Genomic DNA, 26,806 nt, shown 5'->3' on the forward strand with positions numbered 1-26,806 from the left:
CCAGCGTCTCGAAAGGATCACGATTGCTTCCGCCCGTGGTCAGGCCGGGAGTTCCGCGGCGAGGCCCCGCCGCGGAACTCCCGGGACCGGTCACGCGACCTTGACGCGCACCTCGATGTTGTCCCTGGTGGCGCGGGAGTAGGGGCACACCTCGTGCGCCTGCGCGACCAGTTCTTCGGCGCGCTCGCGCTCCACGCCCGGCAGGTCGACCACCAGCTCGGCGGCCAGGCCGAAGCCCTCGCGGTCCTTGCCGATGCTCACGTGCGCGGTGACCGACGATCCCTCCGACGAGACCTTCGCGCGCCCGGCGACCAGGTGCAGCGCGCTGTGGAAGCAGGACGCGTAGCCGGCGGCGAAGAGCTGCTCGGGGTTGGTGCCGGCACCGCCTGCGCCGCCCAGCTCCCTGGGCATGCTCAGGCCGGTGTCCAGCGTGCCGTCGGAGGAGCGGATGTGTCCGCTGCGTCCCTGGCCGGTCACGGTCGCCTCGGCGGTGTAGAGGACGTTCACGATTGGCCCCTTTCGGTCGGGCGGCCCGCCGCTGCGGCGAACCTGCCGGATGCCGTTCGCCAGCGAAGGTAGCGCGCAATTCAATTGTGCACAACCAAAGTGGGTTTCATCACTGTGTTCCCCTCTGAATGCCCGTGACCTGCAAAGATTGCGCACGGTTGAGTTGAGCGCCACCGAAACCGGGTGGTAGCTTCGCCCGCTATGAGTGCTTCGGACGCCGGGCGGGAGTCGTACCTGACCCTGGACCGCCAGGTGTGCTTCGCGCTCTACAGCGCGTCCCGCGCCTTCACCAACCTCTACCGGCCGTTCCTGGCCGACCTCGGCCTGACCTATCCCCAGTACCTCGTGATGCTCGTGCTCTGGGAGCGCGAACCGGTCTCGGTCAAAGACCTCGGCGCCGCCCTCCGCCTGGACTCCGGAACCCTGTCGCCCCTGCTCAAGCGCCTGGAATCAGCCGGGCTGGTCACCCGCGTCCGCAGCGCGGGCGACGAGCGGTCGGTGGAGGTCGCCCTCACCGGCGACGGCCGCGACCTGCGCCGCCGCGCCGAACACGTCCCGGCGAGCATGCTGTGCGCCACCGGCATGCCGGTCGACGAGCTCGACGCGCTCCGCGACACCCTGGACCGCCTCACCGCACAGGTCGACGCCGCCGCGGAACAGGCCCGCTCGACGCTCACCGACGCGGAAAGCCCTGCCCGCCGGGGGAAGTGAGCCGCGGTCTTCCTGCGGGCACGGGAAAGAGCGCGGTTGACGTCATCGCTCAGTCCGGCAGGCGCAGCGTCGCGATCGCGCCGCCGTCCTCGTGGTTCGCGAACGTCAGGCTCGCACCGAGAACGCCCGCCTGGCCGGTCGCGATCGTGAGTCCCAGGCCGTGTCCCCGGCCCCGTGCCGGTGCGGCGGTGCGGAACCGCCGCGGGCCGGTCTCGAGCAGCTCGGGCGGGTAGCCCGGACCGCGATCGCGCACCCGCAGCACCGGACCGTCCACGGTGATCACGACCGGCGGCTCGCCGTGCGCCAGTCCGTTGGCCACCAGATTCGACACTATTCGTTCCACGCGGCGCGGATCCGTGCTGACCTGGGCGTCCTTGAGCACCCGCAGCTCCGCGCCACTGGCGGCCGCGCACCGCTTCCCCAACTCCGCGGTGGAGACGTGGTCGTTGTCGGCGACCTCCACATCGGCGTCCAAGCGGGCGACTTCGAGCACGTCCTCGACCAGGGTGCGCAGGACCGCGACCCGGTCGCGCACCAGTTCGGTGCCACGGCTGGGAGGCAGCAGCTCGGCCGCGGTGACCAGACCGGCGACCGGGGTGCGCAGGTCGTGCGCGATGTCGGCGGTCACCCGCTGTTCGGCCTCGATGCGGGCCTGCAGCGCGGCGGCCATCCCGTCGAGGGCGCCGGCCAGGTCGGTGACCTCGTCGCGCGGCCGGCGCGTGCGGGAGAACCCGGTCCTCGCGTCGAGCGCACCGCCGGCGACCTCGCGCGCGGTGGCGGCCGCGGTGCTCAACCGGCGCCCCAGGCTCGCGGCGATCATGATGGCCAGCAGTGTCGTGGTGATGACGGTGGCGGTGCCCGCGACCATGATGGTGCGGTCCAGCTCGCGGATCCCGGCCTGCTCCGACTCGAACGACGTGTGCGCCGACATCACGCGCCCGAGCACCGAGGTCGCCGCCCACAACTCGCTGCCGTCCGCCGCTTCGTCCAGGTACGTGGCGAGTTGCCCCGAGTGCGCCGCGGTTCGCAGAGGCGCGGGTAGCCCCGGATCGTCGAGCCGCGTTCCGAGGGTGAGCGAACCCGTGTCGCCGTAGGCGCGGGCGGCGAGCTCCAGCCGTTCGGCCAGCACCTGCCGCGCCTGGTCCTGCCTGGTCCGCTGCGTCACCTCGTGCACCGTCAGGCCCAGCGCCAGACTGGCCGCCGCGGCGATTCCGGCGATGCTGACGGCGAGTTTCGTGCGGACGCGCATGTCAGCCGGGCACGAGCTTGTAGCCGAACCCGCGCACTGTCTCCACGCGCTCCCGGCCGATCTTGGCGCGCAGCCGCTGGACGTGGACGTCGACCACGCGCGTGTCGCCGCCCCACGCGTAATCCCACACGCGTTCCAGCAGCGCGCTCCTGGTCAGCACGACCCCGGGCTGCGCCGCGAACTCCAGCACCAACCGCAGCTCCGTCGGCGTGAGCGGCACCGACCGCCCCGCTCGGCGGACTTCCAGCGAGTCCAGGTCCACTTCGAGATCCCCGAACGTGCGGACGGCCGACGCCGGGGCCGGTTCGCGCCGCAGCCGCCGGACGACCGAGCGGATCCGTGCGACGAGCACGGAGGTGTCGAACGGCTTGACGACGTAGTCGTCAGCACCGGCCTCCAAGCCCTGGACGACGTCGAGCGGGTCCGTGCGAGCCGAAAGCATCAGGACGGGGACGTGGCTGCACCCGCGGATGCGGCGGCACAACTCGATGCCGTCGAGGTTCGGCAGCATCACGTCGAGCACGGCGACCTGCGGCGCGTCAGCCTGGAACTCCTCCCATCCGGCCAGCCCGTCCACGGCCGTGCGGACGTCGTAGCCGTAGCGCTCCAGCGCGAGCTGCGTGGCCTCGCGCAACACCGCGTCGTCCTCGACGAGCAGCAAGCGCGAGCAGTCGCCCACGTCCTGCGACGTATCCACCCACACCCTCCACGGATCCCGACGGCACCGGTCCTCGTCCCGGCCGAGCGCGCGCAACACTACAAGCGGACCGTTGCGGTTGGCCGGAGGCTTTGCAACGGCCGCTCATCGACGCACCGTCCCTGCCACCGGCGGAGACGCGATCCCGTTCGATGAACGGCTGTTACACGACTGCGGGAACAGCGCGAAGAACCGTCCCTAGCTTCTGCGTCGAAGCCGCCGATCGGAGCGGCGGCACGAGCTGGACGGAGAACGACCATGCGCAAGATCTCCTTGGTGGCAGCCGCGATCACGGTCGCCACGTGCACGGCGGGCGGTATCGCGTGGAGCGACGAGACCCCGGAGCCGGTCAAGCTGATGGACAGGTGGCAGCACGCGGCCGAGCAGCCCGGGAACTTCTCCATCACCTCCCACGACGGTCTCCAGGACCTGAAGTGGACCCGGTGGGGGCAGGAAGAGGCCGTGGCACACGGCACCCTGGTCCTCAACCCGTGCGAGCCGGACTGCGCCGGCGCGCCGCCGCAGTACTACCCTGACGCGACGCTGCGGGTCGACCAGGTGCGCGAGGTCGGCGACGGGAACTACTACAGCCGCTACACGGTGACCGCAGACGGCCTTCCGCCCGAGAAGGCCGACCAGCTGGCCAACCAGCCGGCGAACCTCCCGGAGGACGTGGCCGTGCGGTACTGAGCCGGGCCGTACCGACGAACGGAGCCGAAGGTGCGCGGACCACGTCGACTCGCCGGGGCGCTGGCCGTGGCGGGGGCGATCGCGACGCTCCCGAGCTGCGGACATCCCGCACTGCGCGTCGAAGGACCGGCGCCCGTGCTGACGCCGCCTCCGGCGGACGTGCGGCCCGAGCAGCTCGCGAACATCCGCAACGTCGACATCAGGCGCACGCTGCTCACCGACCCGGCGGTTTCCCAGGGTGTCAAGGAGACCCTGGAAGCGTGCGGCGCGTGCGGTCTCGCGGACCCCGTCTACACCGATCTCACCGCCGACGGCGAGGACGACCTGGTGGTGCGGGTGGACTCCGGTGGCAGCGGCGGCATGCTGGCCGCCTACGTCTACTCCGTGCGGGAGAGTGAGCTGCGGCAGGTGTTCGCCTTCGAGGGGCTGGACTTCGACGTGCGGGTCAGCGACGGGAAGCTCGAGGTGGTCCAGGCGGTTTTCGCGCCCGACGACCCGCACTGCTGCCCGAGCTCGCACGAAACGCGCACCTACGCCTGGAACGGCGAACGCCTGGTGTGAGTGCCTGTCTTCGGACTCGACTTGCGTGGTCGGCTCTCGAGTCGAGGACAGCCGGACGCGGGAAGGCCCGCGAACCTCCGGGTGGCCCATGGCCGCCGGCAGGTTCGCGGGCCTTCCGCCTGCGAAATCCAGGCGCTGGTCAGAAAGGCAGCTTGCGGAAGATCGCCCGCGGCAGGTGCCGCAGCACGCTCATCACCCAGCGCATCTGCACCGGAACCCAGATCGACTCCCTGCCCTTGCGCACGGCGTCGATGATGGCGGCGCCGACCTGCTGCGGCGTCTGTGCCATCGGGGCGGGCTTCATGCCCTCGGTGAGCTTGGTCTTCACGAAGTTCGGCCGCACGACCGTCACCTTCACGCCGGACTCGGCCAGCGCGTAGGTCAGGCCGGTGTAGAAGATGTCGGCACCGGCCTTCGACGAGCCGTAGACGAAGTTCGAGCGCCGCGCGCGCTCACCGGCCGGCGAGCACATCATGACGATGTGGCCGTGGCCCTGCTTGCGCAGCTTGTTCGACAGGTGCACGCCCAGCGAGATCGGGGCCACGTAGTTGACCTCGGCGACGAAGCGAGCGGCCGCCGGGTCGGTCCAGCCCTTCTCGTTGTCGCCCTGGACGCCGAAGGCCACCAGCGTGACGTCGATGTCACCGTCGGCGAACGCCTTCTCGACGACCTCGCCGTGGGTCTGCGGGTCGGTGGCCTCGAACGGAAGCGTGGTGACGGTGCTGCCGGTCTTGCGCAGCCGCTCGGCGGCGGCCTCCACGAGATCGGCTTCCTCCGGGCGCGCCGCGAGGATGATCCGCAGCGGGCGCTGCGCCGCGTACTGCTCCGCGGTCGCCAGCGCGATGTCGGAAGTACCGCCGAGGATGAACAGGGACTGCGGGTTTCCAACCGCGTCGATCATAGGGACAACCTTCGGGACAGATCGGAGTTGAAGATTCCTTCGGGATCGACGGCGGCGCGGACCTGGCGCCACTCGTCGAGACGTGGGTACATCTGCCGGACCATCTCCGGCGTGGTGCGCGAGTCCTTCGCGAAGTACAGACGGCCGCCCGCACCCAGCACCATCTCGTCCAGTTCCTCGCAGAAGCGGTGCAACCCGTCCTTGATCGGGAAGTCGACGGTGATCGTCCAACCCGGGATGGGGAACGACAGCGGCGCGCGGCTGCTGTCGCCCATCCGCTTCAGGACGTTGAGGAACGACACGTGCCCGGACTCCGCGATCCGCTGCACGAGCCTGCGCAGGGCCTCGTCCTCCTCGAACGGCACGATGAACTGGTACTGCAGGAAACCCTTCGAGCCGTAGGCGCGGTTCCACTCGCCGAACATGTCCAGCGGGTGGTAGAAGGCGGTCAGGTTCTGCACCTGCCCGCGCCCCTGCTTCGGCGTCTTGCGGTACCAGATCTCGCTGAGCGTGCTGAACGTCAGCTTGTTGGCCAGCCCGTTGGGGAACACGTCCGGGAAGGTCAGCAGCTGCGGCGCGTCGAACTTCAGCGGATCCGCGCGCAGCTTCGGCGGCAGCTCGTCGAGCTTGGCCAGCGAACCGCGGGAGAACGCCGAACGCCCCAGCTTCGGGCCGGTGGAGATCGCGTCGAACCACGCCATCGAGTAGTCGTAGTTCATGTCCGAGCCGTTGGAGAACAGCTCCAGCGTCTCGTCGAGGTCCTTGGTGCGGTCGGCGTCGACGATGAAGTACGCGCTCTCGGTGCGCTTCATCTTCACCTTGGCGCGCAACACGATCCCGGTCAGCCCGACACCACCGACGGTCGCCCAGAACAGCTCCGAGCCCTCGCCGTCCGGCGTGAGCGTCCGGATCTGGCCATCGGCGGTGAGCAGGTCCATCGACACGACGTGGTTGCCGAAGCTGCCGTGCGAGTGGTGGTTCTTGCCGTGGATGTCGCAGCCGATGGCGCCGCCGATGGTCACCTGCCGGGTGCCCGGCAGCACCGGGACCCACAGGCCGTGCGGCAGCGCGGCCCGCATCAGCTGGTCCAGGCTCACGCCCGCGTCGACGTCGACGACCGCCTTGTCGCGGTCGATGTCGTGGATGCGGTTCAGCGCGGTCATGTCGATGACGGTGCCGCCGGCGTTCTGCGACACGTCCCCGTAGCTGCGGCCCAGGCCGCGGGCGATGACGCCGCGTTCGTCGGCCTCGCGCACCGCACGCGCGATGACCTCGACGTCGGGGGTGCTGACCACCCGCGCCGTCGTCGGGGAGGTGCGGGCCCACCCCATCAGTTTCCGGGTTTCCACGGCAGCGGTCACAGGCTCAGCCTCCGGGACAGGTCGGAATGGAACACGCCTTCGGGGTCGACCGAGGCGCGGATCTTGCGCCACTCGCCGATCCGCGGGTACATCCGCTCGATCATCTCCGGCGTGGTGCGCGACTCCTTGGCCAGGTAGAGCCGGCCGCCCGCGTCGAGCACCATCTCGTCCAGCTCGCCGCACAGGCGGTCCAGGCCCGGGGTGATCGGGATGTCCACGGTCAGCGTCCAGCCCTCGCGCGGGAACGACATCGGCGCGTCGTTGCCCTTGCCGAAGGTCTTGAGCACGTTGAGGAAGGACACGTGGCCCGACGCGCTGATCTTGTCGATCGAGCGGCGGAACATCGCCTCCTGCCCGAACGGCACCATGAACTGGTACTGCAGGAAGCCGTTGGGCCCGTACACCCGGTTCCACTCGCCGACCAGGTCCAGCGGGTGGAAGAACTGCGTGATGTTCTGGACCATGCCGAACTTCGTCGGCGCCTTGCGGTACCAGACCTCGTTGAACGCGGTGATGGTGTACTTGTTGACCAGACCGTTGGGGAAGATCGGCGGGGCGGTCATCAGCTGCGGCGCGTTGAACTTCAGCGGGTCCTTGCGAAGCTTCTTCGGCAGGTCCTCGATCCTGGCCGAGTTGCCGCGGGTCAGCAGCGCGCGGCCCAGCTTGTCGCCGCGGGCCAGCGAGTCGAACCAGGCGACCGAGTAGATGTAGTTGTCGTCGGAGCCGTCGGTGAAGTGCTCGATCAGCTCGTCGAGATTCTTGGTCTGGACGTTGTCGACCAGGAAGTACGCCGTCTCCACCCGCTTGAGGCGGATGGTGGCGTTGAGGATGATGCCGGTCAGGCCCATCCCGCCGACGGTCGCCCAGAACAGCTCGGAGTTCTCACCGTCCGGGGTCAGGCTCCTGACCTGGCCGTCGGCGGTGAGCAGGTCCATCGCGAGAACGTGGCTGCCGAAGGAGCCCTGCGAGTGGTGGTTCTTGCCGTGGATGTCGGAGCCGACGGCGCCGCCGACGGTGACCTGGCGGGTGCCGGGCAGCACCGGGATCCACAGGCCGTAGGGCAGCAGGCGCCGCATCAGCGTGTCGAGCGAGACACCCGCGTCGACGACCACGATGGCGTTGTCGACGTCGACCTGGTGCACGCGGTCGAGCGCGGTCATGTCGATGACCGTGCCGCCGGCGTTCTGCGAGGGGTCGCCGTAGCTGCGACCGAGGCCGCGCGCGATGACGCCGCGCTCACCGGCCTCCCGGACCGCCTTCGCGATCACTTCCACATCGGGGGTGCTGATCACACGAGCCGTGGTCGGCGCGGTGCGCCCCCAGCCGGTCAGCGTCTGAAGCTCGTCCTTTACCGATCCCACCCAGCCGAGTCTATCCGCGGGTCGGGTGCCGATACGGGCGGGTGCGGCCGGTCCCCGGCGGTGTGCTCGGGGTCATCGATAGACTGCCGGGCGGACTCACGTCGTCCTCGCCTGTCGTCGCAACTCCTGAGGTGAAGCAGTGGCCGTGGCCGAACCAGCTGCCGAACAAGCCGCGAACCCCGAGGTCAAGCGACTCGGCGTGTTCAACCAGTTGATCCGCTTCGTAGTCGTCGGCGGCGGCTGCGCCATCATCGACTACGGCACGTACATGGCCTTGCTCGCCGGGCTCGGTTGGCCGGCGTGGGTGTCCAAGACGATCTCCTTCATCCTCGGCACCACGGCTTCTTACCTGATCAACCGAAAGTTCACTTTCAGCGGTGCAGGGACGGGCAATGCCGGGGCGAAGGCCGGGGCGTTCGCCGTTCTGTACACCGTGACGTTCTTCGTCAACGTCGGCACCAACCAGCTCCTGATCTGGCTGACCTCGCCCTACGCGAACTGGCAGTTCACCCTGATTTGGGTCGTGGCGCAGGGGCTCGGCACCCTGATCAACTTCGTGATGCTGAAGTGGGTCGTGTTCCGCGACTGACCCACCGCGTCGCACCAGCCCCCGCAGGCCCCGGCCCGCGGGGGCTTTTTCACGTCAGCGGACGAAGCCTGCGCCGCGCGACGGGGCGCCGTAGGCGTTGGCGTCGCCCCGGCTGTTCTCGACGTGCGCGGTGGCGACGTGGGCGAAGTTGACCGAGAAGCGACCGCCGTCGGCGGTCTTGAGCGTCCTGGCCGATCCGGCCGCCATGAACTCGGGCAGCTGCTCGACCAGGGCGTCGGCCTCGGCCGGGTCCAGCGCGACGTGCAGGGGCTGGGCGGCACCCGAAAGGTGCAGCACGAGGTTCTGCCGGGTGTTGTTGGTCATGGATCCAGGTCACCACGCGTGCGGACGCGGTGACACCCGGTTTCACCCTGAGCTGACCGCACGGGCCCCGCTTTCGCCCAGGGCGTAGGAGGCGGCGGCCCGGAGCCGCCCGGCGCGAGCTTGCCGGAGCCAGGCGGCGCGAGCCGGACGCCGGAGCCGCCCGGCGCAGGCTTGCCGCCGGAGCCGTGAGGCGACGGCTGCCCGCCGCCTCACGGCTCCGGCCGCCTACCTCACGGGTGCTGGCCGGGCTGCGGCTCCTCCGCGCTGTCCCCGAAGCCCTGCACGTCGTTGCGGTCGTCGGAGTTGGGCACGTCGCCGGGCAGCTGCACCGTCTTGCTCAGCGGCCCCGGCGTCCAGGTGCCCCAGTGCGTCTCGGGGTGCACCTCCATCGCCGCCTCCGCCGGGAGCGCGTCCGGCACGAACGGGTCGACCCGGTACAGCGAGCCCCAGTCGCGGTGGATGTCGTTCTTCACGTACGTCGGCAGCTCACGCATGCTCGTCGTGATGTTCAGCCACCCGAGGGGGCCGCCGCTGTCCGGCGACGACCAGCCCTGACCGATGTCGCGCACCTCGGCGCCCGCCGACACCCGGAACTTGGGCATCTCGGCGATGCCGTTGCGGATGCCCGGGATCTGCAGGCACGGGTGCACCAGCGCCGCGGTCCACTCGACGAAGGTCGGCGCGTCGCCGACGAAGTCGGTCATGTTGCGCAGCTGCGGCGCGCGCGGTGCGCTGACCGCGACCCAGCCGTTCGGCCCGAGCGACTGGTCGGTGGCCACGACGCGCATCTTCGTCGCGCCCTCGGCGTCGCCGCGCACGGTGACCCGGTGGTCCCGCCATTCCGGGCCGGGGCTGACCGGGACGTAGTGGCGCTGCATGACCTGGAAGCCCTGGTCGGTGTCGCGGCCGAACTCGATGTAGGCCGAGTTGGCGCCGCCGTTGGCGCCGGCCAGCATCACGACCACCGGCACCTCGCCGTTGGCGGCGCGCTCGGGCAGGTCGTACCACTGGGTGCGCAGCTCACCGATCCCGGTGCCGGTCTGGTCGTAGCTGCCCCACACCGGAGCGTTGTCGCCGCCGAAGCGGTGCGGCGGGGACCAGTCGGGCTCATCGGGGTCGTTGCCGTCGCCCTGCGGCAGCCCGGAGCGGTTGAAGCCCTCCAGCTTCGCCTTGAGGTACGCCTCGGGCGACTCCTTGTCCTTGAGGCGCTTGGCGGGCACCGGCACGTCCGGGCTGACCGGGGGAGCGGGTGTGGTCGGCTGGTTCGCCGAGACCTTCAGCATGCCCGCCTGCGGGTTGGCCTCCACGTACACGTAGTCGGACAGGCCGCAGCTGGACCCGGTGATCTGCTTGACGTTGTCCGCGCCGAGGCTGTAGCTGCCCCACTGCTTCTGGATGACCTTGGCGAAGTTGGCCAGCTCGAAAACCACCAGCAGCGCGCAGATGATCGACAGCGGGGCGGTGCCCAGCCGCAGCGCGCGGCTCTGGCCCTCCATGCCGCGCGCCTTCTCGTCGACGACCTCGGGGTTGTGCGGGTCGAGCCGCAGGTGTTCGACGAACGCGACGATCATCGTGATGGCGGCGATGAGCAGGAACACCGTGCTCGCGCTGTAGCCGAGGATCAGCGGCGGCTTGTCGAACCACGGCACGCCCCACCCCGACACGTACCACCAGGCGTTGGGGCCGGTGGTGCCGAAGGCCAGCACCAGCATCAGCCCCGCGAAGAACGCCGCGCGGTTGCGCTTCGAACGCAGCACGGTGCTGCTGGTGGCCAGCGCGGTCAGCGCCGCGAGCGCGCCGCCGACGGCGGCGAACAGGCCGAAGTGGTGCGTCCACTTGGTGGGGGTCAGCGCCAGGACCACGAACGACAGCGCGGCCACGGCCAGCAGCCTGCGGCTCGGGCCGAGCGCGGCGCCGCGGATCTTGCCCCTGCGCAGCAGCACGACCGCGCAGGTCGTCAGGCACAGCATCACCAGCAGCACCGGGATGCGGCGGGTCATCGAGCCGTCCGGCGTCTGGCTGAACAGCAGGTTGTAGCGGCTCAGCTCCTGGTACCAGTCCTGGCTGGGGCCCAGGTCGGTGCGCAGGTCGGTGGCGTCCAGGACCGACTGGAGCGTCTGGTCGGAGAAGACCACGGTCAGGATCACGAAGCCGGACGCCGCGATCGGCGCCAGCACCGGCACCCAGCCGAACTCTCGCGCACGCTTGCGCACGATCTGCAGCAGCGGCTTGAGCGCGGCGATGTAGGGCAGCACCGCCACCAGGCCGTGCGGGTTGGCGCCCACCGCCAGCGCGGCCACCACCAGGCCCAGCGCGGCGGGCATCAGCCGCCCGGTCGCCACCGCGCGCTCCACCGCGCACAGGGCGAGCAGCGAGAACAGCACGACGACCGGCTCGGGCCGCAGGCCGTTGTTGTAGGGCAGCCAGAACGCCAGGAACACCGCCGCCGCGGCCCAGCCCGCCGCGTTGCTGCGCCGGACCTGGCGGCCCAGGCGGGGCAGCACCTCGCGGCTGATGAGCAGCCAGCTCACGATGCCCATCAGCAGGGCGGGCAGCCGCACCCACGGCGTCGCCGTGGATATCTGCACCCACAACGAGTACAGCTCGTAGAACCAGCCGAAGGGCGCCTCGGGTACGGCGAACCATCGGAAGTAGTTGCTGACGTAGCCCGCCGTCTCGCGCGCCCGCGCGATCGTCAGGATGTACCCGTCGTCGGAGGTCATGGCGCCCATGACCCACCACACGCAGAGCGCGCCGATCACCGCGACGTCGCGGAACGTCGGCTTCCACCAGCCCGGCGGCACCAGGCGCGGCGGTCGCCGGCCCGCGCGCACGTCCAGCCTGCGCAGCGCGACGACGGAGCCGATGAACGCCAGCACGACCAGCGCCATCGCCGAGAGCTTCAGCACCGTCGCGCTGCTCTCGTAGCGGTTGTCGACGCGGGCCTCGAACGACAGGTCCCGCACGTTGTCGACCGACTCGTCGAGGTCGGAGTAGACGCCGGTGAGCTGCGGGCGCTGGTCGCCGCGGGTCGAGGCCAGCTGCTGGTCGCCGACGTTGGCGGTGGTGCCGCCCGCGTCGGAGTGCACCGAGATCGTGCAGTCGCCCGCGGGGAGCGGGACGGTGCTCAGCGACTGGCCCTTGGACAGCAGCGTCAACATGTTGTTGTCGACCTGCAGGACCAGGCCGGTCAGGTTGCCGTAGTCGGAGTTCGGCGGGTTGGTGCTGAGGAGGGTCCCCGGCCGCCCGTCGGTGCGGGCGTCGAGTCCGCGCGCGGTCTCGCAGGAGACGTTCGCGTTGAGCCAGACCGGGGAGAAGGACACCAGCGGAGCCGACACCGGCTTGGTGCCCTGCGCCGTCGGCCACTTGAGGGTGGTGACCTCGTGGTTGACGGGGAGGAACGGCAGTGCCAGCGCCAGGACGGTGCCGAGCAGTCCGGTGATCGCCGCGAACAGCTTCAGCCGCGTGGCTGGAGCGTCGTGACCGTTACTCGCTGCTCGTGCCGAGGAGCCCGACGGAGTTCCGTCGTCGTCCTTCCGGCTGTCGTCGTCCTGGCCAGTAAACACGAATGGAGAATAGTAGCCGCTGGTACGAGCCCGGCCGCGGCGTTCGGTGCATGTGTGTCTGGACACGAACGAGTGGTCACCGGTAACGCTGTGACCTGCTGACTCAGCTCCTTCTCAGGTCACTCTCAGTGTTTCGTGACCACCCGGTGACCGGTCCGCCTCAGCGCCGGAAGAAGTGCTCGCGCCTGCCCTGGCGAAGCAGCCGCAGCCACTCCCGGAACGCCTTCGGGTCGCGCCGGTGCCCCACGAAGTAGAGCCCGAAGCGCAGGATCTCCAGCGCGCCGATCTTGCGCATGCCCGGCTGCGACAGCAGGTAACCGCGGTTGCGGTAGGTGTAGTAGCGCTTGTTCGCGTCGGAGGGGTCCTGGGCGTGGAAGCGGCCGCCGAGCATCGGCTTGAACTCCGCGGAGCCGTCCGGGTGCACGAACCGCGTCTTCAGCGTCGTGCCGAACGGCAGGCCGGAGCGCACCACGCGCCGGTGCAGCTCGACCTCGTCGCCGCGGAAGAACAGCCGGTAGTCCGGCACGCCCACCACGTCCAGCGTCGAGGCGCGGAACAGGGCGCCGTTGAAGAACGACGCGATGCCCGGCAGGAAGTCGCCGTCCGAACCCGGCGTGCGCAGCTCCTCCGGGGTGCGCTTCCAGGTCAGGCCCCGGCGCAGCGGGAAGGCGAGCTTGTCCGGCGTGTCGATGTTCACCACGACCGGCGACACCGCCGCGAGCTTGCGGCGGCGCGCCTCGTCGAGCAGCGTCTCCAGCGCGCGGTCGTCGCCCGGGCGGCCGTCGTCGTCGCCGAGCCACACCCACTCCGCGCCGATCGACAGCGCGTGCAGCATGCCGAGCGCGAACCCGCCCGCGCCGCCGAGGTTGCGGTGCGAGGCCAGGTAGGTCGACGGGATGGGGCACTCGGCGACCACGTCCCGCGCGGGCTGGTCCGGTCCGTTGTCGACCACGACGAGGTGGTCGGGCACGCGGGTCTGGGTCGCGATGACCTTGAGCGACTCGGCGAGCAGCTCTCTGCGGTGCCTGGTGACGATCACCGCCACCACTGACCCCCCGGGAACCTCGGGGACCTGCGGCGTCGGCTGCTGCTCGGAGTCGGTGCTCATGAGCCCTCTTCGCTCCCGATCGAGGCCGCGGACTCGCCGATCCGGGCCAGGGTTTCCTCGCTCAGATTCTCGAAGGGGTCGTGCCCCTTGTAGTGCGTCAGCACACTGCGCAACGAGCCCCGTTCCTTGATGCCGCCCTTGTCCATCCAGAGCGCGGTGTTGCACAGCTCGATGAGGAACTCGTCGGAGTGCGAGGCGAACACCAGGATGCCCGAGCGCTTGACCAGGTCGTTGAGCCGGTCGCGGGCCTTCTCCAGGAAGTCGGCGTCGACCGCGCCGATGCCCTCGTCCAGGATCAGGATCTCCGGGTCGATCGAGGTGACCACGCCCAGCGCCAGCCGCACCCGCATGCCGGTGGAGTAGGTGCGCAGCGGCATCTCCAGGTAGTCGCCCAGCTCTGTGAACTCGGCGATCTCGTCGATCCGCGCTTCCATCTGCTTGCGGTTCATCCCGAGGAACAGACCCCGGATGATGATGTTCTCGTACCCGGAGATCTCCGGGTCCATGCCCACGCCCAGGTCGAAGACCGGCGCGACCTTGCCGACCACGCGGGCGCTGCCGCGCGTCGGCTCGTAGATCCCGGCGAGCAGCCGCAGCAGCGTGGACTTGCCCGCGCCGTTGTGCCCGACCAGCGCCACCCGGTCACCGTGGCGCAGGGAGAGGTTGATGTCGTGCAGGGCCTCGATGATCGGGACCCGGCTGTCGGTGCCGATCCTGCCGCCGGCCTTTCCGAGCACGGCCTTCTTCAGCGATCTCGACTTCGCGTCGAAGATCGGGAAGTCGACGGCTGCGTTCCAAACGTCGATGCTGACCACGGTTCAGCCTCACTCACACCCAGTAGGAGACACGGGCACGGAAGTTGCGCAGGATCAGCAGGGCCGCTGCCCAGCCGACGACCGTGATCACGCCGACCACGATCCAGTGCCGCCAAACGATCGGGTCCCCGAGCATGGGGCGGCGGATGATCTCCAGGAAGTGCATGAACGGGTTGATCTCGGCGAGTTTTGCCCGCTCCGCGATGGCTGGGTTCGAGCTGGCCCGGAACTGGTCGTAGTTCCACACGATGGGCGTCATGAAGAACATCAGCTGGACGATGCTCTGGGTCACCGGTGGGATGTCGCGGAAGCGGGTGGAGATGATCCCCACGACGATCATCACCCAGCCCCCGTTGATGGCCAGCACCGCGAATGCCGGAATGGCCAGTAGCACTCCGAGACCGACTGGCTTGGGGAAGATCGCGATGAGCACGAAGTAGACGACCAGGTTGTGCGCGAAGAACAGCACCTGGCGCCACAGCAGGCGCAGCACGTGGATCGACACCGGAGACGGCAACTGCTTGATGAGGCCCTCGTTGGAGATGAAGACCTCTGCACCATCATTGATGCTGTTGCCGATGAAGCCCCAGATGATGAACCCGACCGCGAGGTAGGGCAGGTGGACGCTCAGTTCCTGGTTGAACAGCTGTGAGTACAGCAGGCCGAGTGCGGTGACCGTCACTGCCATGCTGATCGTGATCCACAGCGGGCCGATCACCGAGCGGCGATAGCGCTGCTTTATGTCTTGCCAACCGAGATGGGCCCACAGCTGACGCTGCTGGAACCCGTCGGAAATGTCCTTGAACGCCTTGCGCCAGCTCCGCGACGACGTCTCGGGCGGTGCTTCTGATCGCTCTAGCGTGCTTGTGGCCTGCACGGTGCGTCAGAGTACCGACCGCCCGTGCGAGTTCCGGCCCTGGGCACCGCTCACGGACAGCCATCGCGGATTCCGCACTTTCCGGGCGGGTTCACGCTGTCGCTCACGTCTCGTGCGGGGGTATGCGCGCAGGGTCGCGAACGCCCGCGGAAGCAGGGCTCCGCGGGTGACTCGCGGTTCCCCCGAAAACGCTCAGAGGTACTGGCCGGTGCCCCGGGGCTGGTGCGGGGTCTCGACGTCGCCGGTGCCCGCGGGCAGGCCGCGCCGCATCTGCTCCAGCTGCGCCCTGGCGGCCATCTGCTGGGCGAAAAGCGCCGTCTGCAGGCCGTGGAAGAGACCTTCCAGCCAGCCGACCAGCTGGGCCTGGGCGATCCGCAGCTCCGCCTCCGACGGGGTGGCCTCCTGCGCGAAAGGCAGCGACAGCCGCTCCAGCTCCTCGATGAGCTCCGGCGCGAGGCCCTGCTCCAGCTCCCGGATCGAGGACTGGTGGATCTCCTTGAGCCTGCTGCGGCTGGCCTCGTCCAGCGGCGCCGCGCGGACCTCCTCCAGCAGCTGCTTGATCATCGTGCCGATCCGCATCACCTTCGCGGGCTGCTCGACCAGCTCGTTGATGTCCTCGCCGCGCTCGCCGCCCTCGCTCGAGCCGGAGGCCGCGCCGATCGGCGCACCGTCCTCGCCGACCACGAAGACCTGGGGCCTGCCCTCGCTCTGCTCGTGCTCGCTCTGGTTCATGGCTCCATCCTGGCTTGCCCGCGCCGGCCGGGGCGAGCGGGGATGCGATATGGGCCACCCGGAGGCGAGATGCATCGGTGTCCTCCGTACGGTGTCACGCATGGCGTTCGACGTCGCTGCGGTGCGCGGGCTGTTCCCCGCGCTCGGCGATGGGTGGGTGCACCTGGACGCCCCGGCGGGTATGCAAGTGCCTGAACAGGTCGCGACCGCGGTATCGACCGCGCTGCGGGCCCCGGTATCCGGCCCCGGCGGGATCTTCCCCGCGTCGCAGCGCGCCGAGGCGATCGTGGATGCCGCCCGTCGCGCGATTGCTGACCTGGTCGGAGCCGACCCCGCGGGGGTCGTGCTCGGCCCGAGCTCGGCCGTCCTCCTGCAGCGGCTCGCCGACGCCCTCGGCGACGGCTGGATGATCGGCGACGACGTCGTCGTCTCGCGCCTGGACCACCCCGCCAACGTGGCGCCGTGGCAGCGCGCCGCGCAGCGCTCCGGCGGTTCGGTGCGCTTCGCCGAGGTCGACATCGAGACCTGCGAGCTGCCCGCCTGGCAGTACAAGGAGCTGGTCACGCCCCGGACGAAGGTCGTCGCCATCACCGCTGCCTCCGGCGCGGTGGGCACCCGGCCCGACGTGCGCGCCGCCGCGGAGGCCGCGGCCGAGCACGACGCGCTGGTGGTGGTCGACGCCTCGGCGGCGGCGCCGTTCGTGCCGCTGGACATCGCCTCGATGGGTGCCGACGTGGTCGCGGTGAACGCCTCGGCGTGGGGCGGGCCGCCGGTCGGCGCGCTGGTGTTCCGCAACCCCGCGATGCTCGACCAGCTCCCCTCGGTGGCGCTGGAGCCCGGCGCCCGCGGACCGGAGCGGATGGAGCTCGGTCCGCACGCCTACCCGCTGCTGGCGGGCGTGGTCTCCTCGGTCGACTACCTGGCGTCGCTGGACGAGGCGGCGATCGGCCCGCGCCGCGAGCGGCTGCTCACCTCGCTCGGATCGGTCAAGGCCTACCAGGCCGGACTGCTGGCGAACCTGACCAACGGCCTGCGACGCCTGCGGCACGTGATGGTGATAGGCGACGCGATGCGCCGGGTGCCCTCGATGGCGTTCACCGTCAGCGGGGTCAAGGCGGAGGACGCCATCGAGCACCTCGCCGAGCGCGGTGTCTGCGCGTTCGCCGACCCCGGCACGCACGGCGTGTTCGCGGTGCTCGGCGTAGGTGAGGTCGGCGGCGCGGTGCGCGTCGGCCTGGCGCACTACACCAACGCCTTCGAGGTCGACCAGCTCGTCAGGGCCGTCGCCGAACTGGGCTGACGACCCCAGCGGCCTTCCGGTCCTCCAGTGGGCGGCACGTCTTCCGGCGGCCGTCTCCGTCAGCGGGCGGCCCGTCTTCCGGTGGGCAGCCGTCCTCCAGAAGTCCTGCCCCGCCGTTTCCGCCGTCTTCTCCGCGCGTCCGCTTCCGCGCGCCGCGCGAGCTTGCGCCTGAGCGCGAACGCCGCCGTCCAAGAGTCCGCGGTGGCGACGCCGCCTGGCGTCGCCACCGCCGCGGAACTCAGTCGACCGTGAGCAGGATCTTCCCGCGCACGCCGCCGGCGTCCAGCGCCGAGTGCGCCCGCGCGGCCTCCCGCATCGGGATGCGGCCGTGCACGATCGGCCGCACCTTGCCCTCCTCGACCAGCGGCCACAGCCGCTCGCGGACGTCGGTGACGATCGCGGCCTTGCCGTTGGCTCCCTCGACCGGGCGGCTGCGCAGCGCGAGCAACGACATCCGTGCCCGCTTGGCCAGCATCTTGCCCATGTCGAGCTCGGCCTTGCGCCCGCCCTGCATGCCGATGACGGCCAGGTGCCCGTCGGGTGCGAGCGCGGAGATGTTGCGGTCCAAATAGGACGCGCCCATGTTGTCGAGGATGACGTCGGCGCCGCCGAGACCCTTGACGACCTCGACGAAGTCCTCGTCGCGGTAGCTGATGGCGGGGTCGGCGCCGAGCTCGCGGCACAGCTGGAGCGTCTCCGGCGATCCCGCCGTCGCCGCGACCCGCGCGCCGAGAGCGGTGGCGACCTGGATCGCGCACGTGCCGATCCCGCCGGATCCACCGTGCACCAGCAGGAACTGCCCGCCGCGCAGACCTGCCTCCATGACGACGTTGGACCATACTGTGCAGGTGACTTCGGGGAGCCCGGCGGCTTCGACCAGGTCCACACCGGACGGAACCGGCAGGACCTGAGCGGCGGGCACCGCGACCTGCTCGGCGTATCCACCTCCGGAGAGCAGGGCGCAGACCTGGTCGCCGACCGTCCAGCCGGTGACCCCCTCACCCAGTTCGGCGATGGTGCCCGAGCACTCGAGCCCGAGGATCTCGCTGGCTCCCTTCGGCGGTGGGTAGAAACCCCGCCGTTGCAGCAGATCGGCCCGGTTGACCCCGGCCGCCGCGACCTTGACCAGCACCTCTCCCGCCCCCGGGCTCGGGTCCGGTTGCTCGGTCCATTCCAGCACGTCCGGGTCGCCCGGCTCTCGAATCGCGATGGCGTACATGGTTCAAGACGGTAGTCCGGCAAAAAGGGGAACGTATTCCTGGTTCTTAACCTTTGCAGGTGAACTCTTGACTTCGCCGGGTAGTTGTCTCAAGGCTGATCGTCACGTACTCACCCGAAACGGGGGAAATGATGAGTTTGCGAACCATCACATCCGGGCGTGTGACGACCGCGGTCCTCGCGAGCTGCGCTGCTCTCGCGGTGGCCGTCGCGCCCGCTTCCGCGGCTCCCTCGCGCGACCTCGGTGACCGGATCAGCGGAAACGCGGTCAACCGGCACCTGGTCGCCCTGCAGCGAATCGCCGACCAGAACGGCGGGAACCGCGCCTCCGGACGTCCGGGCTACGAGGCCAGCGTCGACTACGTCGCGAACAAGCTGCGCTCGGCCGGGTTCGACGTCACCACTCCGAAGTTCGAGTACCAGGCCTACTACCTCGACAAGTTCGGTCTCGCCGTGGCGGGACAGCCGGTCGAGGGCGACGCGCTGGAGTACTCGCCCGCGACCCCGCAGGGCGGGCTGACCGCACCGCTCTCGGTGCTGCCGCCGGACCCGACCCCGGGCTGCGAGGCGACCGACTACCAGGGCACCGACGTCAGCGGCACCGTCGTGCTGATCCAGCGCGGTACCTGCAGTTTCGCCGACAAGCAGCGCATCGCCTCAGAGGCAGGCGCGGTCGGCGCGATCATCTACAACAACGTCGACGGCGCGCTCAACGGCACCCTCGGCGACCCGGCCGACGCCCGGATCCCGACCGCGGGCGTCACCAAGCAGGTCGGCGAGGCGCTGGCCGGCCAGGCCGGTGCGGAGGTGCACCTCGACGTGCAGTCGCGGCTGGAGACCGTCAAGACCCGCAACGTCGTCGCGCAGACCCGCACCGGACGCGCCGACAACGTGGTGATGGCGGGCGCCCACCTCGACAGCGTTCCCGAAGGCCCGGGCATCAACGACAACGGCACCGGCAGCGCGGGTCTGCTGGAGACCGCGCTGCGGCTCGGCAGCACGCCCAAGGTGAACAACGCGGTCCGCTTCGCGTTCTGGGGTGCCGAGGAGTCGGGGCTGGTCGGTTCGACCAAGTACGTGCAGGGCCTGAGCTTCGAGCAGCAGCTCGACATCGCGCTCTACCTGAACTTCGACATGATCGGCTCGCCCAACGCCGGCTACTTCGCCTACGACGGCGACAACTCCGACGGCGTCGGCGCGGGCCCCGGCCCGCAGGGCTCGGCGCAGATCGAGCGCGACCTGGTCGACGCGATGGCCGCAAACGGGGTGCAGACCGAGGGCAAGGACTTCGACGGCCGCTCCGACTACGGCGAGTTCATCGCGGTCGGCATCCCCGCTGGTGGCCTGTTCACCGGCGCCGAGGGCATCAAGACGCCCGAGCAGGCCGCGAAGTGGGGCGGCGAGGCCGGCAAGGCCTACGACCCGAACTACCACATGCCGGGCGACACCCTGGCCAACGTCGACCGGGTCGCCCTGGAGCGCAACGCCAAGGCCGTCGCGTCGGTCGTGCAGCGCTACGCCGCGAGCACCGAAGGTGTGAACGGAGTGCAGACCCGCGCGCAGCGGGCGCAGCTGCGCGGCGCCGAAGGCGCGCTGACCGCGCAGCGCGTCGCGACGGCGGAGCCGGAGCAGCACGCGCACGGCGCGGACGCGCACGGGTGCGGGCGCGACCGCGCCTGAGGTGGAACGGCGAGGTGCCCCGTCCGTCCTACCGGGACGGGCGGGGCACCCGCACGCAGTGCGACTTCTCGCCTGAGGCCGCGGAAACCGCGTCCGCGGGTGAAACTACGAACGTGAGAACCGGCGGTCCGAGCCCGAGCAGCATGGAGTCCCGATGAAGCGCACCGTCCTCGCCGTGTCCGCGGTGGTTGCAGCGACGGCCTCGGTCACCGCGCCCGCGGTCGCCTCTCCCGAGCCCGCCGACATCCCCGGCCTGGTGCGTTTCGCCACCTTCAACGCCTCGCTCAACCGCGCCACCGAAGGCGAGCTGCTGGCGGACCTGTCCACACCGGACGACGAGCAGGCGCGCAAGGTCGCCGAGGTCGTGCAGCGCAACCGGCCCGACGTGGTGCTGCTCAACGAGTTCGACCACGTGCCCGGCGGCGCGGCCGTCGACGCGTTCCGCGCCAACTACCTCGCCGTCGGCCACAACGGCGCGCAGCCCGTCGACTACCCCTACGCCTACACCGCGCCGGTCAACACGGGCGTGCCGTCCGGGATGGACCTGGACAACGACGGCAGCACCGGCGGCCCCGGCGACGCGTACGGTTTCGGCCAGTTCCCGGGCCAGTACGGGATGGTGGTGCTGTCCAAGCACCCGATCGGTGATGTCCGCACGTTCCAGAACTTCCGCTGGACCGACATGCCCGGCGCCATGCTCCCCGACGACCCGGCCACGCCCGAGCCCGCCGACTGGTACTCACCGCGGGAGAAGGAGGCGCTGCGGTTGTCGTCGAAGTCGCACTGGGACCTGCCGATCCACGTCGGCGGCCGGACCGTGCACCTGCTGGCCTCGCACCCGACCCCGCCGAGCTTCGACGGTCCCGAGGACCGCAACGGCGTGCGCAACCACGACGAGATCCGCTTCTGGGCCGACTACGTCGCCGGCGCCGGCTACGTCTACGACGACGCCGGCCGCACCGGCGGCCTCGAACGCGGCGCGCCCTTCGTCATCGCCGGCGACCAGAACGCCGATCCGAACGACGGCGACAGCGCCGACCGCGCGGCCACGCAACTGCTGAACGCGCAGCGCGTCGTCGACCCGCGACCCGGCAGCTTCGGGGCCGTCGAAGCGGCGCGGAACCAGGGCGGCGCCAACACCGGTCACCGCGGAGCGCCGTTCTTCGACACCGCCGACTTCGGCGACCAGAGCCCGGGCAACCTGCGGGTGGACTACGTGCTGCCGTCGCTGCCGCTGGTCGCGCTGCGCTCAGGCGTGTTCTGGCCGGGCGGCCACGACGAGCTGTCCCGGCTCAACGACACCTCCGACCACCACCTGGTCTGGGTCGACGTGCTGGCGGCCTACCACGACTGACGCGCGGCTCATCGCTTGTCTTCGAACTCGCCCGGGTGGGCCAAGCGGCTTCGCCGCTTCGGAGATCGAAGACGGCGTCTCAGTCCAGCGCGCGGCGCAGGAAGAAGCGCACGCCCAGCACGCCGAACAGCAGCGTCGCCGCCACCAGCGCGAGCACGCAGATCCACGGCGCGATGTGCGGCACCTCCGGCAGCAGCGCGCCGCGCATCCCCTCGCTGAGGTAGGTCAGCGGGTTGAACGCGCACAGCACCTGGAACCAGCGGAGCTGGTCGAGCTGCGCCCACGGGAACTGCGTCGCGCCGGTGAACATCAGCGGCGCCAGGATCACCGCGAACATGATGTTGATGCGCCGGGGCGGCACGGCGGCTCCCACCGTCAGGCCGACGGCGGCGCCGGACAGCGACCCGAGCAGCATGCACAGCACCGCGAACGGGAGTCCGGCGAGGTCCCACGCCACGGTGCCGAACATCAGGATGCCGATCGGGACCATCAGCAGCGCCGCGAACAGCCCGCGCAGCGCCCCGAACAGCATCTTCTCCACCGCGACCAGGCTGATCGGCAGCGGCGCCAGCAGCCGGTCCTCGATCTCCCGCGAGAACGAGAAGTCCAGCACCAGCGGGAACGACGTGTTCTGCAGCGACACCAGGAACGCGTTGAGCGCGATCATCCCCGGCAGCAGGATCTGCTCGTAGCCGGGCTGGGTGTAACCGAGCTGGCCGAGCACGGTGCCGAAGATGAACAGCATCGCGACCGGCTGCACCAGCACCTGCGCCAGGAAGCTCGGCAGCTCCCGCCCGGTGACGAAGACGTCGCGGCCCAGGACCGCGGTGAACGCGCGGACGGAGGTCATCGCAGTTCTCTCCCGGTGAGTTCGATGAACACGTCTTCCAGCGTCGCCGATCCCGGTGACAGGTCGATGATCGGAACCTGCCGCTGGTGCAGGGCCTGTGCGACCGGCCCCAGCAACGCCGACGGCTCGCCCTCGACGTAGAGCCGCAGTCGCAGCTCCGGCTCGGCCTCGGCGGTCTGGCCGGCGCTGACCGACTCCACCCGCTCGACCCCGCGCACCGCGCACAGCAGCTCGGACAGCTCGTGCTCGTCGACACCGGCCGACAGGACCGTCACGGCGAGGGTGCCGCTGCCGGGCAGCGACTTGATCAGCTTCTCCGGCGTGTCGAGCGTGAGCAGCTTGCCGTGGTCGACGATGCCGACGCGGTCGGAGAGCTTCTCCGCCTCGTCCATGTCGTGCGTGGTCAGCACCACCGTCACGCCGTCGGCGCGCAGCTCGGTGACGCGGTCGTGGACGAACAGGCGGGCCTGCGGGTCCAGCCCGGTCGACGGTTCGTCGAGGAACAGCACCTCGGGACGGTGGATCAGCGCGCGGGCGATCATCAGCCGCTGGGCCTGGCCGCCGGAGAGGTCGTCGACCCTGGCCTTCGCCTTGCCCGACAGGCCCATCCGCTCCAGCAGCTCGTCGGCGAGCCGGTGGCGCTCGGACCTGCCGACGCCGTGGTAGTTGGCGTGCCAGACCAGGTTCTGCCGGGCGTTGAGCGAGCGGTCGAGGTTGACCCGCTGCGGGACCACGGCGACCTTGCCGCGGGCGGCGACCGGGTCGGCGGCGACGTCGATCCCGGCGACCCGCGCGGTACCGCTGGTCAGCAGGACCCGGGTGGTGAGGATCCCGACGGTGGTGGTCTTGCCCGCGCCGTTCGGTCCCAGCAGTCCGAACACCTCGCCGGGGCTGACCTCGAAGCTCAGCCCGTCGACGGCGTTGGACGCGCTCTTCGGGTACCTCTTGACCAGGTCGACCACTTCAACCGCAGACGTCACTGCTGCCCTCTCTCGCTTCGGTCGCTTCCACCGCGTCGAGCCCGTCCAGGATCGTGAGCAGGTAGGCGCGGATCACCGCCTCCTCCTCGGGGGTCGTGGGCGGGGCGATCGCGCGGAACCGAGCGCCGACCCCCTCCAACGCCTCGCGCAGCGCCTGCCTTCCCGCGGCGGTGATGCACAGCCGGACGGCCCGGCGGTCGCTGAGGTCGCGCTTCCTGCTCAACAGGCCGTCGGCCGCGAGCGCGTCCACGACCGGCGTGAGCGTGGCCGGGCGGACCCAGCAGTGCCTGGCGACGTCGCGGTGGGTGAGGCCGTCGTGCTCGGCGAGCGCGGTCAGCGCTGCCAGCGCCGTCCCGCTCAGCTGGGTGTGCGCGGTGACGGCCTGGTGCCAGTGCCTGCCGAGCCGCTGGCCGGTGAGCGCGACCAGCCGCCCCAGCGGCATCCGCTCGGGATCCGGTTCCAGCAGGCCGGCCACCCCACGATCGTAGCGAGCGGGAACAGTTAGTCGGCAAATCATTTTCGCGCGGACGGAATCATCCGTTCCGATGTATCCGCCTTGTAGCCTGAACGAGTGAAGAACGTGTCCGACGCTGAAGTCAGTTGGCTGGACGGCCGGGAGATGGCCGCGTGGCGCTCCTACATCGTCGGCAGCGCCCTGCTCGAGCACCGGCTCAACCGCGAGCTCCAGGCCGCCCACGGACTCTCGATCGCCGACTACGAGATCCTCGTCCGGCTGTCCGAGCGGCCGGGCATGCGGATGCGGATGAGCGAGCTCGCCACCGAGGTGGCGCACTCCAAGAGCCGCATCTCGCACCAGATCCGGCGCCTGGAAGCGGCGGAGCTGGTGCGCCGCGAGGACTGCCCGAGCGACGGCAGGGGGGTGTTCGCGATGCTTACCGAGGCGGGCGAGCGCAGGCTGCGCGAGGCCGCTCCGACCCACGTCGCGGGCGTGCGCGATCACATGATCGACCAGATCGACCCGGAGGACCAGGAGGTCCTGGCCAAGGTCTTCGGGAAGCTCACCGCGCGCCTGCGCAGCACCGACACCTGACGCATCCCGGCTGTTTCCGGACCCGTCCGATTGGCTACGCTGCGATGTTGGAAGCGTGGCAGAGCGGCCGAATGCACTCGCCTTGAAAGCGAGCGTGCCGAGAGGCACCGGGGGTTCGAATCCCCCCGCTTCCGCCGCTGTGACCAGCACGAACGGAGCCCGGCGAGGACCATCCTCGCCGGGCTCCGTTGCGCCTGGTCTCAAGTTCTCGCCCCAGTTGAGGGCCGAACATGCGAATCGTGCCGAGAAACGTTGTCCTCGACGTTGACATAGTGATCGCGGCGTCCTAACGTCGTCAACGATCAAGACAACGTTAGGGAGATGGGTGCTGTCGTGAACAGCGTTCCAGTGCGGTATCTCGGGGCGTCCGGCCTCGCCGGGCGTCTCGGCGTGTCCCGGTCAGCGGTGGCCAAGTGGCGCGAACGCCATGGACCGGACTCCTCGCACCCGTTCCCCGTGCCGGACGTCGAGATCGACGGGGTGCCGGGTTGGCGGCCGGCGCGTGTGTCCGAAGTGGAGCAATGGCGTGCGGATCTGCCGGGCCGCGGAGCCGGCGGCGGACGACCGTCGGCCGCCGAACGTGAGTACTTGCGCGCGGCTCAGTCGCGGGGCCTGAACCGGGACGAGGCGAGGCGCGTGACCGACGCCGTCGAAGAGGAACGTCCGGAGATGAGCCGGCCGGAGATCTATGCGTGGCTGTTGGCCATGTGGCGGGAAGACTAGAAGCACGGTGGTCCTCCTGCGCGGGTCTGCTGCGAGAAGGGGTCGGGGGCGTGTAGTCGCCAGCGGTGGATGTTCTCGCTGCGGGGACGAAGCACACCGGAGTGCTTTCACCGGCGTGTGCAAGAACGCGGTCATCGTCTTTTTCCGTTGCCGGGCCAGGTATCGGCCATCGGCCGACCTCGTCAGCCGTGAGTACTGGTCCACGGGTCTGGATCTGAGCGGAGACGCATCTGCGGTCCAGCGCCATTTCCGTCACCGTGCGCGGCTGTGCAATGCACGGATCTTGCGGCATGGTGTGTACCGAGGGTGCGACGCCCTTGCCAAGTCGTGCCGAGCCGGTGGTGCCGCCGTCCGACGTGCGACGTTCGCCCGAGCGGTGCGGGCCGGACGACCCGGCAGATGCCGGGGATTGGACGCATCGGGACGCATTCCGGTTTCATCGGATTCGATTCCGATATGCATTTGCCGTATGCTCGTCGAGGGGTTCTCCGAGGCTCATTATCTGATCTCAGGTGCAGTATTTCCAATCCCTGGATCAGTTGCATTCAGAAATTGCGTCCCGTCTTCCGGGTGTGGCAGTCTTTCACCCGTTCGTGTTCCCTCTGATCTTGTGCGAGGAAAATTGAAAAGGCTGATCGCGCCTGTTGCGGTCGCGTTGCTGCTCGGGCTGACCGGATGCGCCGGTTCGAACGGCGCCGACACCATTGCCCCGGCTGACGTCGCGGGCGAGAGCAGCGGCGAAACCCAGAACCAGCAGTCCGCCGGCGAGCAGCAGGCGTCCACCGGCTCCGGCACCGTGAAGTTCGGCGAGTCCGTCGAGTTCGCGCCCGAGGCCGACACCGCCCTCAAGGTCACCCTCCAGGCGCCGACCGACCAGAGCGCCCTCGAGACGATGGTCCCGGCCGAGGGCAAGTACGTCTACATCGCCGCCGAGGCCGTGCTCACCGACGGCATCATGGGCGTCGTCAGCGGTGACGAGTTCACCCTGGTCGACGGCGAGGGCAACCGCTACGAGCAGGCGGCGGCGACCCTCGACGACATGTTCCTGGAGATGCTCGCCCCCAACGGCGAGCCCGGCACCGGCATGATCGTCTACGACGTGCCCGAGGGCACCGACCTCTCGTCGCTCAAGGTCGAGTGGGAGGCCACCGACAGCAGCGACAAGCCGGTCGGCATCGGCGGCACCTGGACCGCCTGAGTTCCTGGACCGCCTGAGCGTCCGCGCGCATGCGCGAATGCGCGGACACGCGGCCGCGGCGGATCAGTCCGCCTGAGCCACGGCCGGTCAACGGCTTCCGAACCGGGTCGTCACTCCCCGAGAATGGGGAGGGCGGCCCGGTTCGTCATATTCGAAGCTTGTTCTCGTGATCACTCGGACGAATTAAAAACTACACCCTTGCGGGTGATCAGCTAGAACCAGGCACGGTTAACGCAATTCTGTTTCTGCTGGTCAGAGCACTTTCGGTCTCGATCTTCCCGACTCGCCGTTCACCGGCCATCGCCGCAGCCCGGGTTAGTGTCCCTGCGGCACCGGACCCCGCGTGGTCCGGTGCGACCGCCGAACGGATTCCCCGGGTTCCTTCCGGGACGCCGCTGACGTC

General features: G+C 70.0%; 26 protein-coding genes and 1 tRNA gene. 11 read left to right on the top strand and 16 right to left on the bottom strand.

Translation table 11 applies throughout. The annotated features are described in order from the left end of the window. Positions 1–90: 90 nt before the first annotated feature. Positions 91–507, bottom strand: a complete 417-nt coding sequence (locus SACE_RS00890; protein ID WP_009944929.1) for an organic hydroperoxide resistance protein — start codon at positions 505–507, stop codon at positions 91–93. Between the two features lie 201 nt (positions 508–708). Here SACE_RS00890 and SACE_RS00895 point away from each other — a divergent pair, with 201 nt between their 5' ends. Then, positions 709–1,218 carry a MarR family winged helix-turn-helix transcriptional regulator gene (locus SACE_RS00895; protein WP_009944927.1) on the top strand — a complete coding sequence of 170 codons (510 nt, stop codon included), beginning with the start codon at positions 709–711 and terminating at the stop codon, positions 1,216–1,218. 49 nt (positions 1,219–1,267) lie between these two features. Here SACE_RS00895 and SACE_RS00900 read toward each other — a convergent pair whose 3' ends face one another. Both SACE_RS00900 and cseB read right to left on the bottom strand, forming a co-directional pair. Further along, positions 1,268–2,467 (bottom strand): sensor histidine kinase, encoded by a 1,200-nt coding sequence (locus tag SACE_RS00900; RefSeq protein ID WP_009944926.1) that lies wholly within the window; start codon positions 2,465–2,467, stop codon positions 1,268–1,270. Position 2,468: 1 nt separating this feature from the next. Further along, on the bottom strand, positions 2,469–3,164 hold the full coding sequence (gene cseB / locus SACE_RS00905; RefSeq protein ID WP_021341242.1) for a two-component system response regulator CseB: 696 nt from the start codon (positions 3,162–3,164) through the stop codon (positions 2,469–2,471). A 258-nt stretch (positions 3,165–3,422) separates the two neighbouring features. Between cseB and SACE_RS00910 the strand changes: the two genes are divergently transcribed. Further along, entirely contained in the window at positions 3,423–3,854 is a 432-nt protein-coding gene (locus tag SACE_RS00910) for a hypothetical protein (protein ID WP_009944924.1), read from the top strand. A 30-nt stretch (positions 3,855–3,884) separates the two neighbouring features. Continuing rightward, entirely contained in the window at positions 3,885–4,415 is a 531-nt protein-coding gene (locus tag SACE_RS00915; RefSeq protein ID WP_011872967.1) for a hypothetical protein, read from the top strand. Positions 4,416–4,554: 139 nt separating this feature from the next. Here the strand turns inward: SACE_RS00915 and SACE_RS00920 are convergent, their stop codons facing one another. From SACE_RS00920 to SACE_RS00930, 3 genes are read right to left on the bottom strand one after another with little or no spacing between them, the layout of a single operon-like run. Then, a complete protein-coding gene (locus tag SACE_RS00920; RefSeq protein WP_009944922.1) occupies positions 4,555–5,316 on the bottom strand; it encodes a decaprenylphospho-beta-D-erythro-pentofuranosid-2-ulose 2-reductase in 762 nt (253 codons plus the stop codon). Then, positions 5,313–6,647, bottom strand: a complete 1,335-nt coding sequence (locus SACE_RS00925; RefSeq protein ID WP_011872968.1) for a decaprenylphosphoryl-beta-D-ribose oxidase — start codon at positions 6,645–6,647, stop codon at positions 5,313–5,315. The genes SACE_RS00920 and SACE_RS00925 overlap by 4 nt, the downstream gene beginning before the upstream one ends. 26 nt (positions 6,648–6,673) lie before the next feature. Continuing rightward, positions 6,674–8,038, bottom strand: a complete 1,365-nt coding sequence (locus SACE_RS00930) for a decaprenylphosphoryl-beta-D-ribose oxidase (RefSeq protein WP_011872969.1) — start codon at positions 8,036–8,038, stop codon at positions 6,674–6,676. Between the two features lie 139 nt (positions 8,039–8,177). Here SACE_RS00930 and SACE_RS00935 point away from each other — a divergent pair, with 139 nt between their 5' ends. Continuing rightward, on the top strand, positions 8,178–8,627 hold the full coding sequence (locus SACE_RS00935; RefSeq protein WP_009944919.1) for a GtrA family protein: 450 nt from the start codon (positions 8,178–8,180) through the stop codon (positions 8,625–8,627). A 54-nt stretch (positions 8,628–8,681) separates the two neighbouring features. On the opposite strand, the gene SACE_RS00940 is transcribed toward SACE_RS00935, so the two are convergent. The 6 genes from SACE_RS00940 to SACE_RS00965 all read right to left on the bottom strand — a co-directional run bounded on the left by SACE_RS00940 (position 8,682) and on the right by SACE_RS00965 (position 16,049). Then, positions 8,682–8,951, bottom strand: a complete 270-nt coding sequence (locus tag SACE_RS00940; RefSeq protein ID WP_009944918.1) for a hypothetical protein — start codon at positions 8,949–8,951, stop codon at positions 8,682–8,684. Between the two features lie 230 nt (positions 8,952–9,181). Beyond that, a complete protein-coding gene (locus tag SACE_RS00945) occupies positions 9,182–12,517 on the bottom strand; it encodes an arabinosyltransferase domain-containing protein (protein WP_009944917.1) in 3,336 nt (1,111 codons plus the stop codon). Between the two features lie 160 nt (positions 12,518–12,677). Then, positions 12,678–13,625 (bottom strand): galactofuranosyltransferase GlfT1, encoded by a 948-nt coding sequence (glfT1, locus tag SACE_RS00950; RefSeq protein WP_009944916.1) that lies wholly within the window; start codon positions 13,623–13,625, stop codon positions 12,678–12,680. Further along, a complete protein-coding gene (wzt, locus tag SACE_RS00955) occupies positions 13,622–14,440 on the bottom strand; it encodes a galactan export ABC transporter ATP-binding subunit Wzt/RfbE (RefSeq protein WP_009944915.1) in 819 nt (272 codons plus the stop codon). Before wzt ends, glfT1 begins: the two co-directional genes overlap by 4 nt. 13 nt (positions 14,441–14,453) lie before the next feature. Further along, positions 14,454–15,317, bottom strand: coding sequence for a galactan export ABC transporter permease subunit Wzm/RfbD (gene wzm, locus SACE_RS00960; RefSeq protein ID WP_173401298.1), 864 nt, complete (start codon positions 15,315–15,317; stop codon positions 14,454–14,456). Between the two features lie 192 nt (positions 15,318–15,509). Continuing rightward, entirely contained in the window at positions 15,510–16,049 is a 540-nt protein-coding gene (locus SACE_RS00965; protein ID WP_009944913.1) for a bacterial proteasome activator family protein, read from the bottom strand. A gap of 100 nt (positions 16,050–16,149) precedes the next feature. Between SACE_RS00965 and SACE_RS00970 the strand changes: the two genes are divergently transcribed. Then, on the top strand, positions 16,150–17,349 hold the full coding sequence (locus SACE_RS00970) for a cysteine desulfurase-like protein (RefSeq protein WP_009944912.1): 1,200 nt from the start codon (positions 16,150–16,152) through the stop codon (positions 17,347–17,349). 238 nt (positions 17,350–17,587) lie between these two features. Here the strand turns inward: SACE_RS00970 and SACE_RS00975 are convergent, their stop codons facing one another. Next, complete coding sequence (locus SACE_RS00975) at positions 17,588–18,568, bottom strand: NAD(P)H-quinone oxidoreductase (RefSeq protein WP_009944911.1); 981 nt, start codon at positions 18,566–18,568, stop codon at positions 17,588–17,590. A gap of 131 nt (positions 18,569–18,699) precedes the next feature. Here SACE_RS00975 and SACE_RS00980 point away from each other — a divergent pair, with 131 nt between their 5' ends. Together SACE_RS00980 and SACE_RS00985 are read left to right on the top strand one after the other, a co-directional pair. Continuing rightward, complete coding sequence (locus tag SACE_RS00980; protein ID WP_044547743.1) at positions 18,700–20,247, top strand: M28 family metallopeptidase; 1,548 nt, start codon at positions 18,700–18,702, stop codon at positions 20,245–20,247. Between the two features lie 154 nt (positions 20,248–20,401). Next, positions 20,402–21,601, top strand: coding sequence for an endonuclease/exonuclease/phosphatase family protein (locus SACE_RS00985; RefSeq protein ID WP_009944909.1), 1,200 nt, complete (start codon positions 20,402–20,404; stop codon positions 21,599–21,601). Positions 21,602–21,680: 79 nt separating this feature from the next. Here SACE_RS00985 and SACE_RS00990 read toward each other — a convergent pair whose 3' ends face one another. The 3 genes from SACE_RS00990 to SACE_RS01000 are packed head-to-tail and all read right to left on the bottom strand — an operon-like array spanning position 21,681 to position 23,906. After that, positions 21,681–22,451, bottom strand: a complete 771-nt coding sequence (locus SACE_RS00990; protein ID WP_009944908.1) for an ABC transporter permease — start codon at positions 22,449–22,451, stop codon at positions 21,681–21,683. After that, positions 22,448–23,431: an ABC transporter ATP-binding protein gene (locus SACE_RS00995; RefSeq protein WP_011872972.1), complete on the bottom strand. Its 984-nt coding sequence runs from the start codon at positions 23,429–23,431 to the stop codon at positions 22,448–22,450. The genes SACE_RS00990 and SACE_RS00995 overlap by 4 nt, the downstream gene beginning before the upstream one ends. Next, positions 23,415–23,906 carry a MarR family winged helix-turn-helix transcriptional regulator gene (locus SACE_RS01000; protein WP_009944906.1) on the bottom strand — a complete coding sequence of 164 codons (492 nt, stop codon included), beginning with the start codon at positions 23,904–23,906 and terminating at the stop codon, positions 23,415–23,417. The genes SACE_RS00995 and SACE_RS01000 overlap by 17 nt, the downstream gene beginning before the upstream one ends. 96 nt (positions 23,907–24,002) lie before the next feature. Here SACE_RS01000 and SACE_RS01005 point away from each other — a divergent pair, with 96 nt between their 5' ends. From SACE_RS01005 to SACE_RS01020, 4 genes are all read left to right on the top strand, one after another. Continuing rightward, positions 24,003–24,482 (top strand): MarR family winged helix-turn-helix transcriptional regulator, encoded by a 480-nt coding sequence (locus SACE_RS01005; RefSeq protein WP_009944905.1) that lies wholly within the window; start codon positions 24,003–24,005, stop codon positions 24,480–24,482. A gap of 49 nt (positions 24,483–24,531) precedes the next feature. Then, positions 24,532–24,616: transfer RNA gene (locus SACE_RS01010), tRNA-Ser, on the top strand. 322 nt (positions 24,617–24,938) lie between these two features. Beyond that, complete coding sequence (locus tag SACE_RS01015; protein WP_231849899.1) at positions 24,939–25,205, top strand: hypothetical protein; 267 nt, start codon at positions 24,939–24,941, stop codon at positions 25,203–25,205. Between the two features lie 622 nt (positions 25,206–25,827). Beyond that, complete coding sequence (locus SACE_RS01020; protein ID WP_009944903.1) at positions 25,828–26,403, top strand: DUF4352 domain-containing protein; 576 nt, start codon at positions 25,828–25,830, stop codon at positions 26,401–26,403. Positions 26,404–26,806: the final 403 nt, after the last annotated feature.

Source organism: Saccharopolyspora erythraea NRRL 2338 (assembly GCF_000062885.1).
Lineage (GTDB): Bacteria > Actinomycetota > Actinomycetes > Mycobacteriales > Pseudonocardiaceae > Saccharopolyspora_D > Saccharopolyspora_D erythraea.

Coding starts and splice junctions, on each gene's coding strand:
- SACE_RS00895 (WP_009944927.1), top strand. CDS start 709: ATGAGTGCTTCGGACGCCGGGCGGGAGTCGTACCTGACCCTGGACCGC.
- SACE_RS00900 (WP_009944926.1), bottom strand. CDS start 2,467: ATGCGCGTCCGCACGAAACTCGCCGTCAGCATCGCCGGAATCGCCGCG.
- SACE_RS00910 (WP_009944924.1), top strand. CDS start 3,423: ATGCGCAAGATCTCCTTGGTGGCAGCCGCGATCACGGTCGCCACGTGC.
- SACE_RS00920 (WP_009944922.1), bottom strand. CDS start 5,316: ATGATCGACGCGGTTGGAAACCCGCAGTCCCTGTTCATCCTCGGCGGT.
- SACE_RS00925 (WP_011872968.1), bottom strand. CDS start 6,647: ATGGGGTGGGCCCGCACCTCCCCGACGACGGCGCGGGTGGTCAGCACC.
- SACE_RS00940 (WP_009944918.1), bottom strand. CDS start 8,951: ATGACCAACAACACCCGGCAGAACCTCGTGCTGCACCTTTCGGGTGCC.
- glfT1 (WP_009944916.1), bottom strand. CDS start 13,625: ATGAGCACCGACTCCGAGCAGCAGCCGACGCCGCAGGTCCCCGAGGTT.
- SACE_RS00965 (WP_009944913.1), bottom strand. CDS start 16,049: ATGAACCAGAGCGAGCACGAGCAGAGCGAGGGCAGGCCCCAGGTCTTC.
- SACE_RS00970 (WP_009944912.1), top strand. CDS start 16,150: ATGGCGTTCGACGTCGCTGCGGTGCGCGGGCTGTTCCCCGCGCTCGGC.
- SACE_RS00975 (WP_009944911.1), bottom strand. CDS start 18,568: ATGTACGCCATCGCGATTCGAGAGCCGGGCGACCCGGACGTGCTGGAA.
- SACE_RS00980 (WP_044547743.1), top strand. CDS start 18,700: ATGAGTTTGCGAACCATCACATCCGGGCGTGTGACGACCGCGGTCCTC.
- SACE_RS00985 (WP_009944909.1), top strand. CDS start 20,402: ATGAAGCGCACCGTCCTCGCCGTGTCCGCGGTGGTTGCAGCGACGGCC.
- SACE_RS00990 (WP_009944908.1), bottom strand. CDS start 22,451: ATGACCTCCGTCCGCGCGTTCACCGCGGTCCTGGGCCGCGACGTCTTC.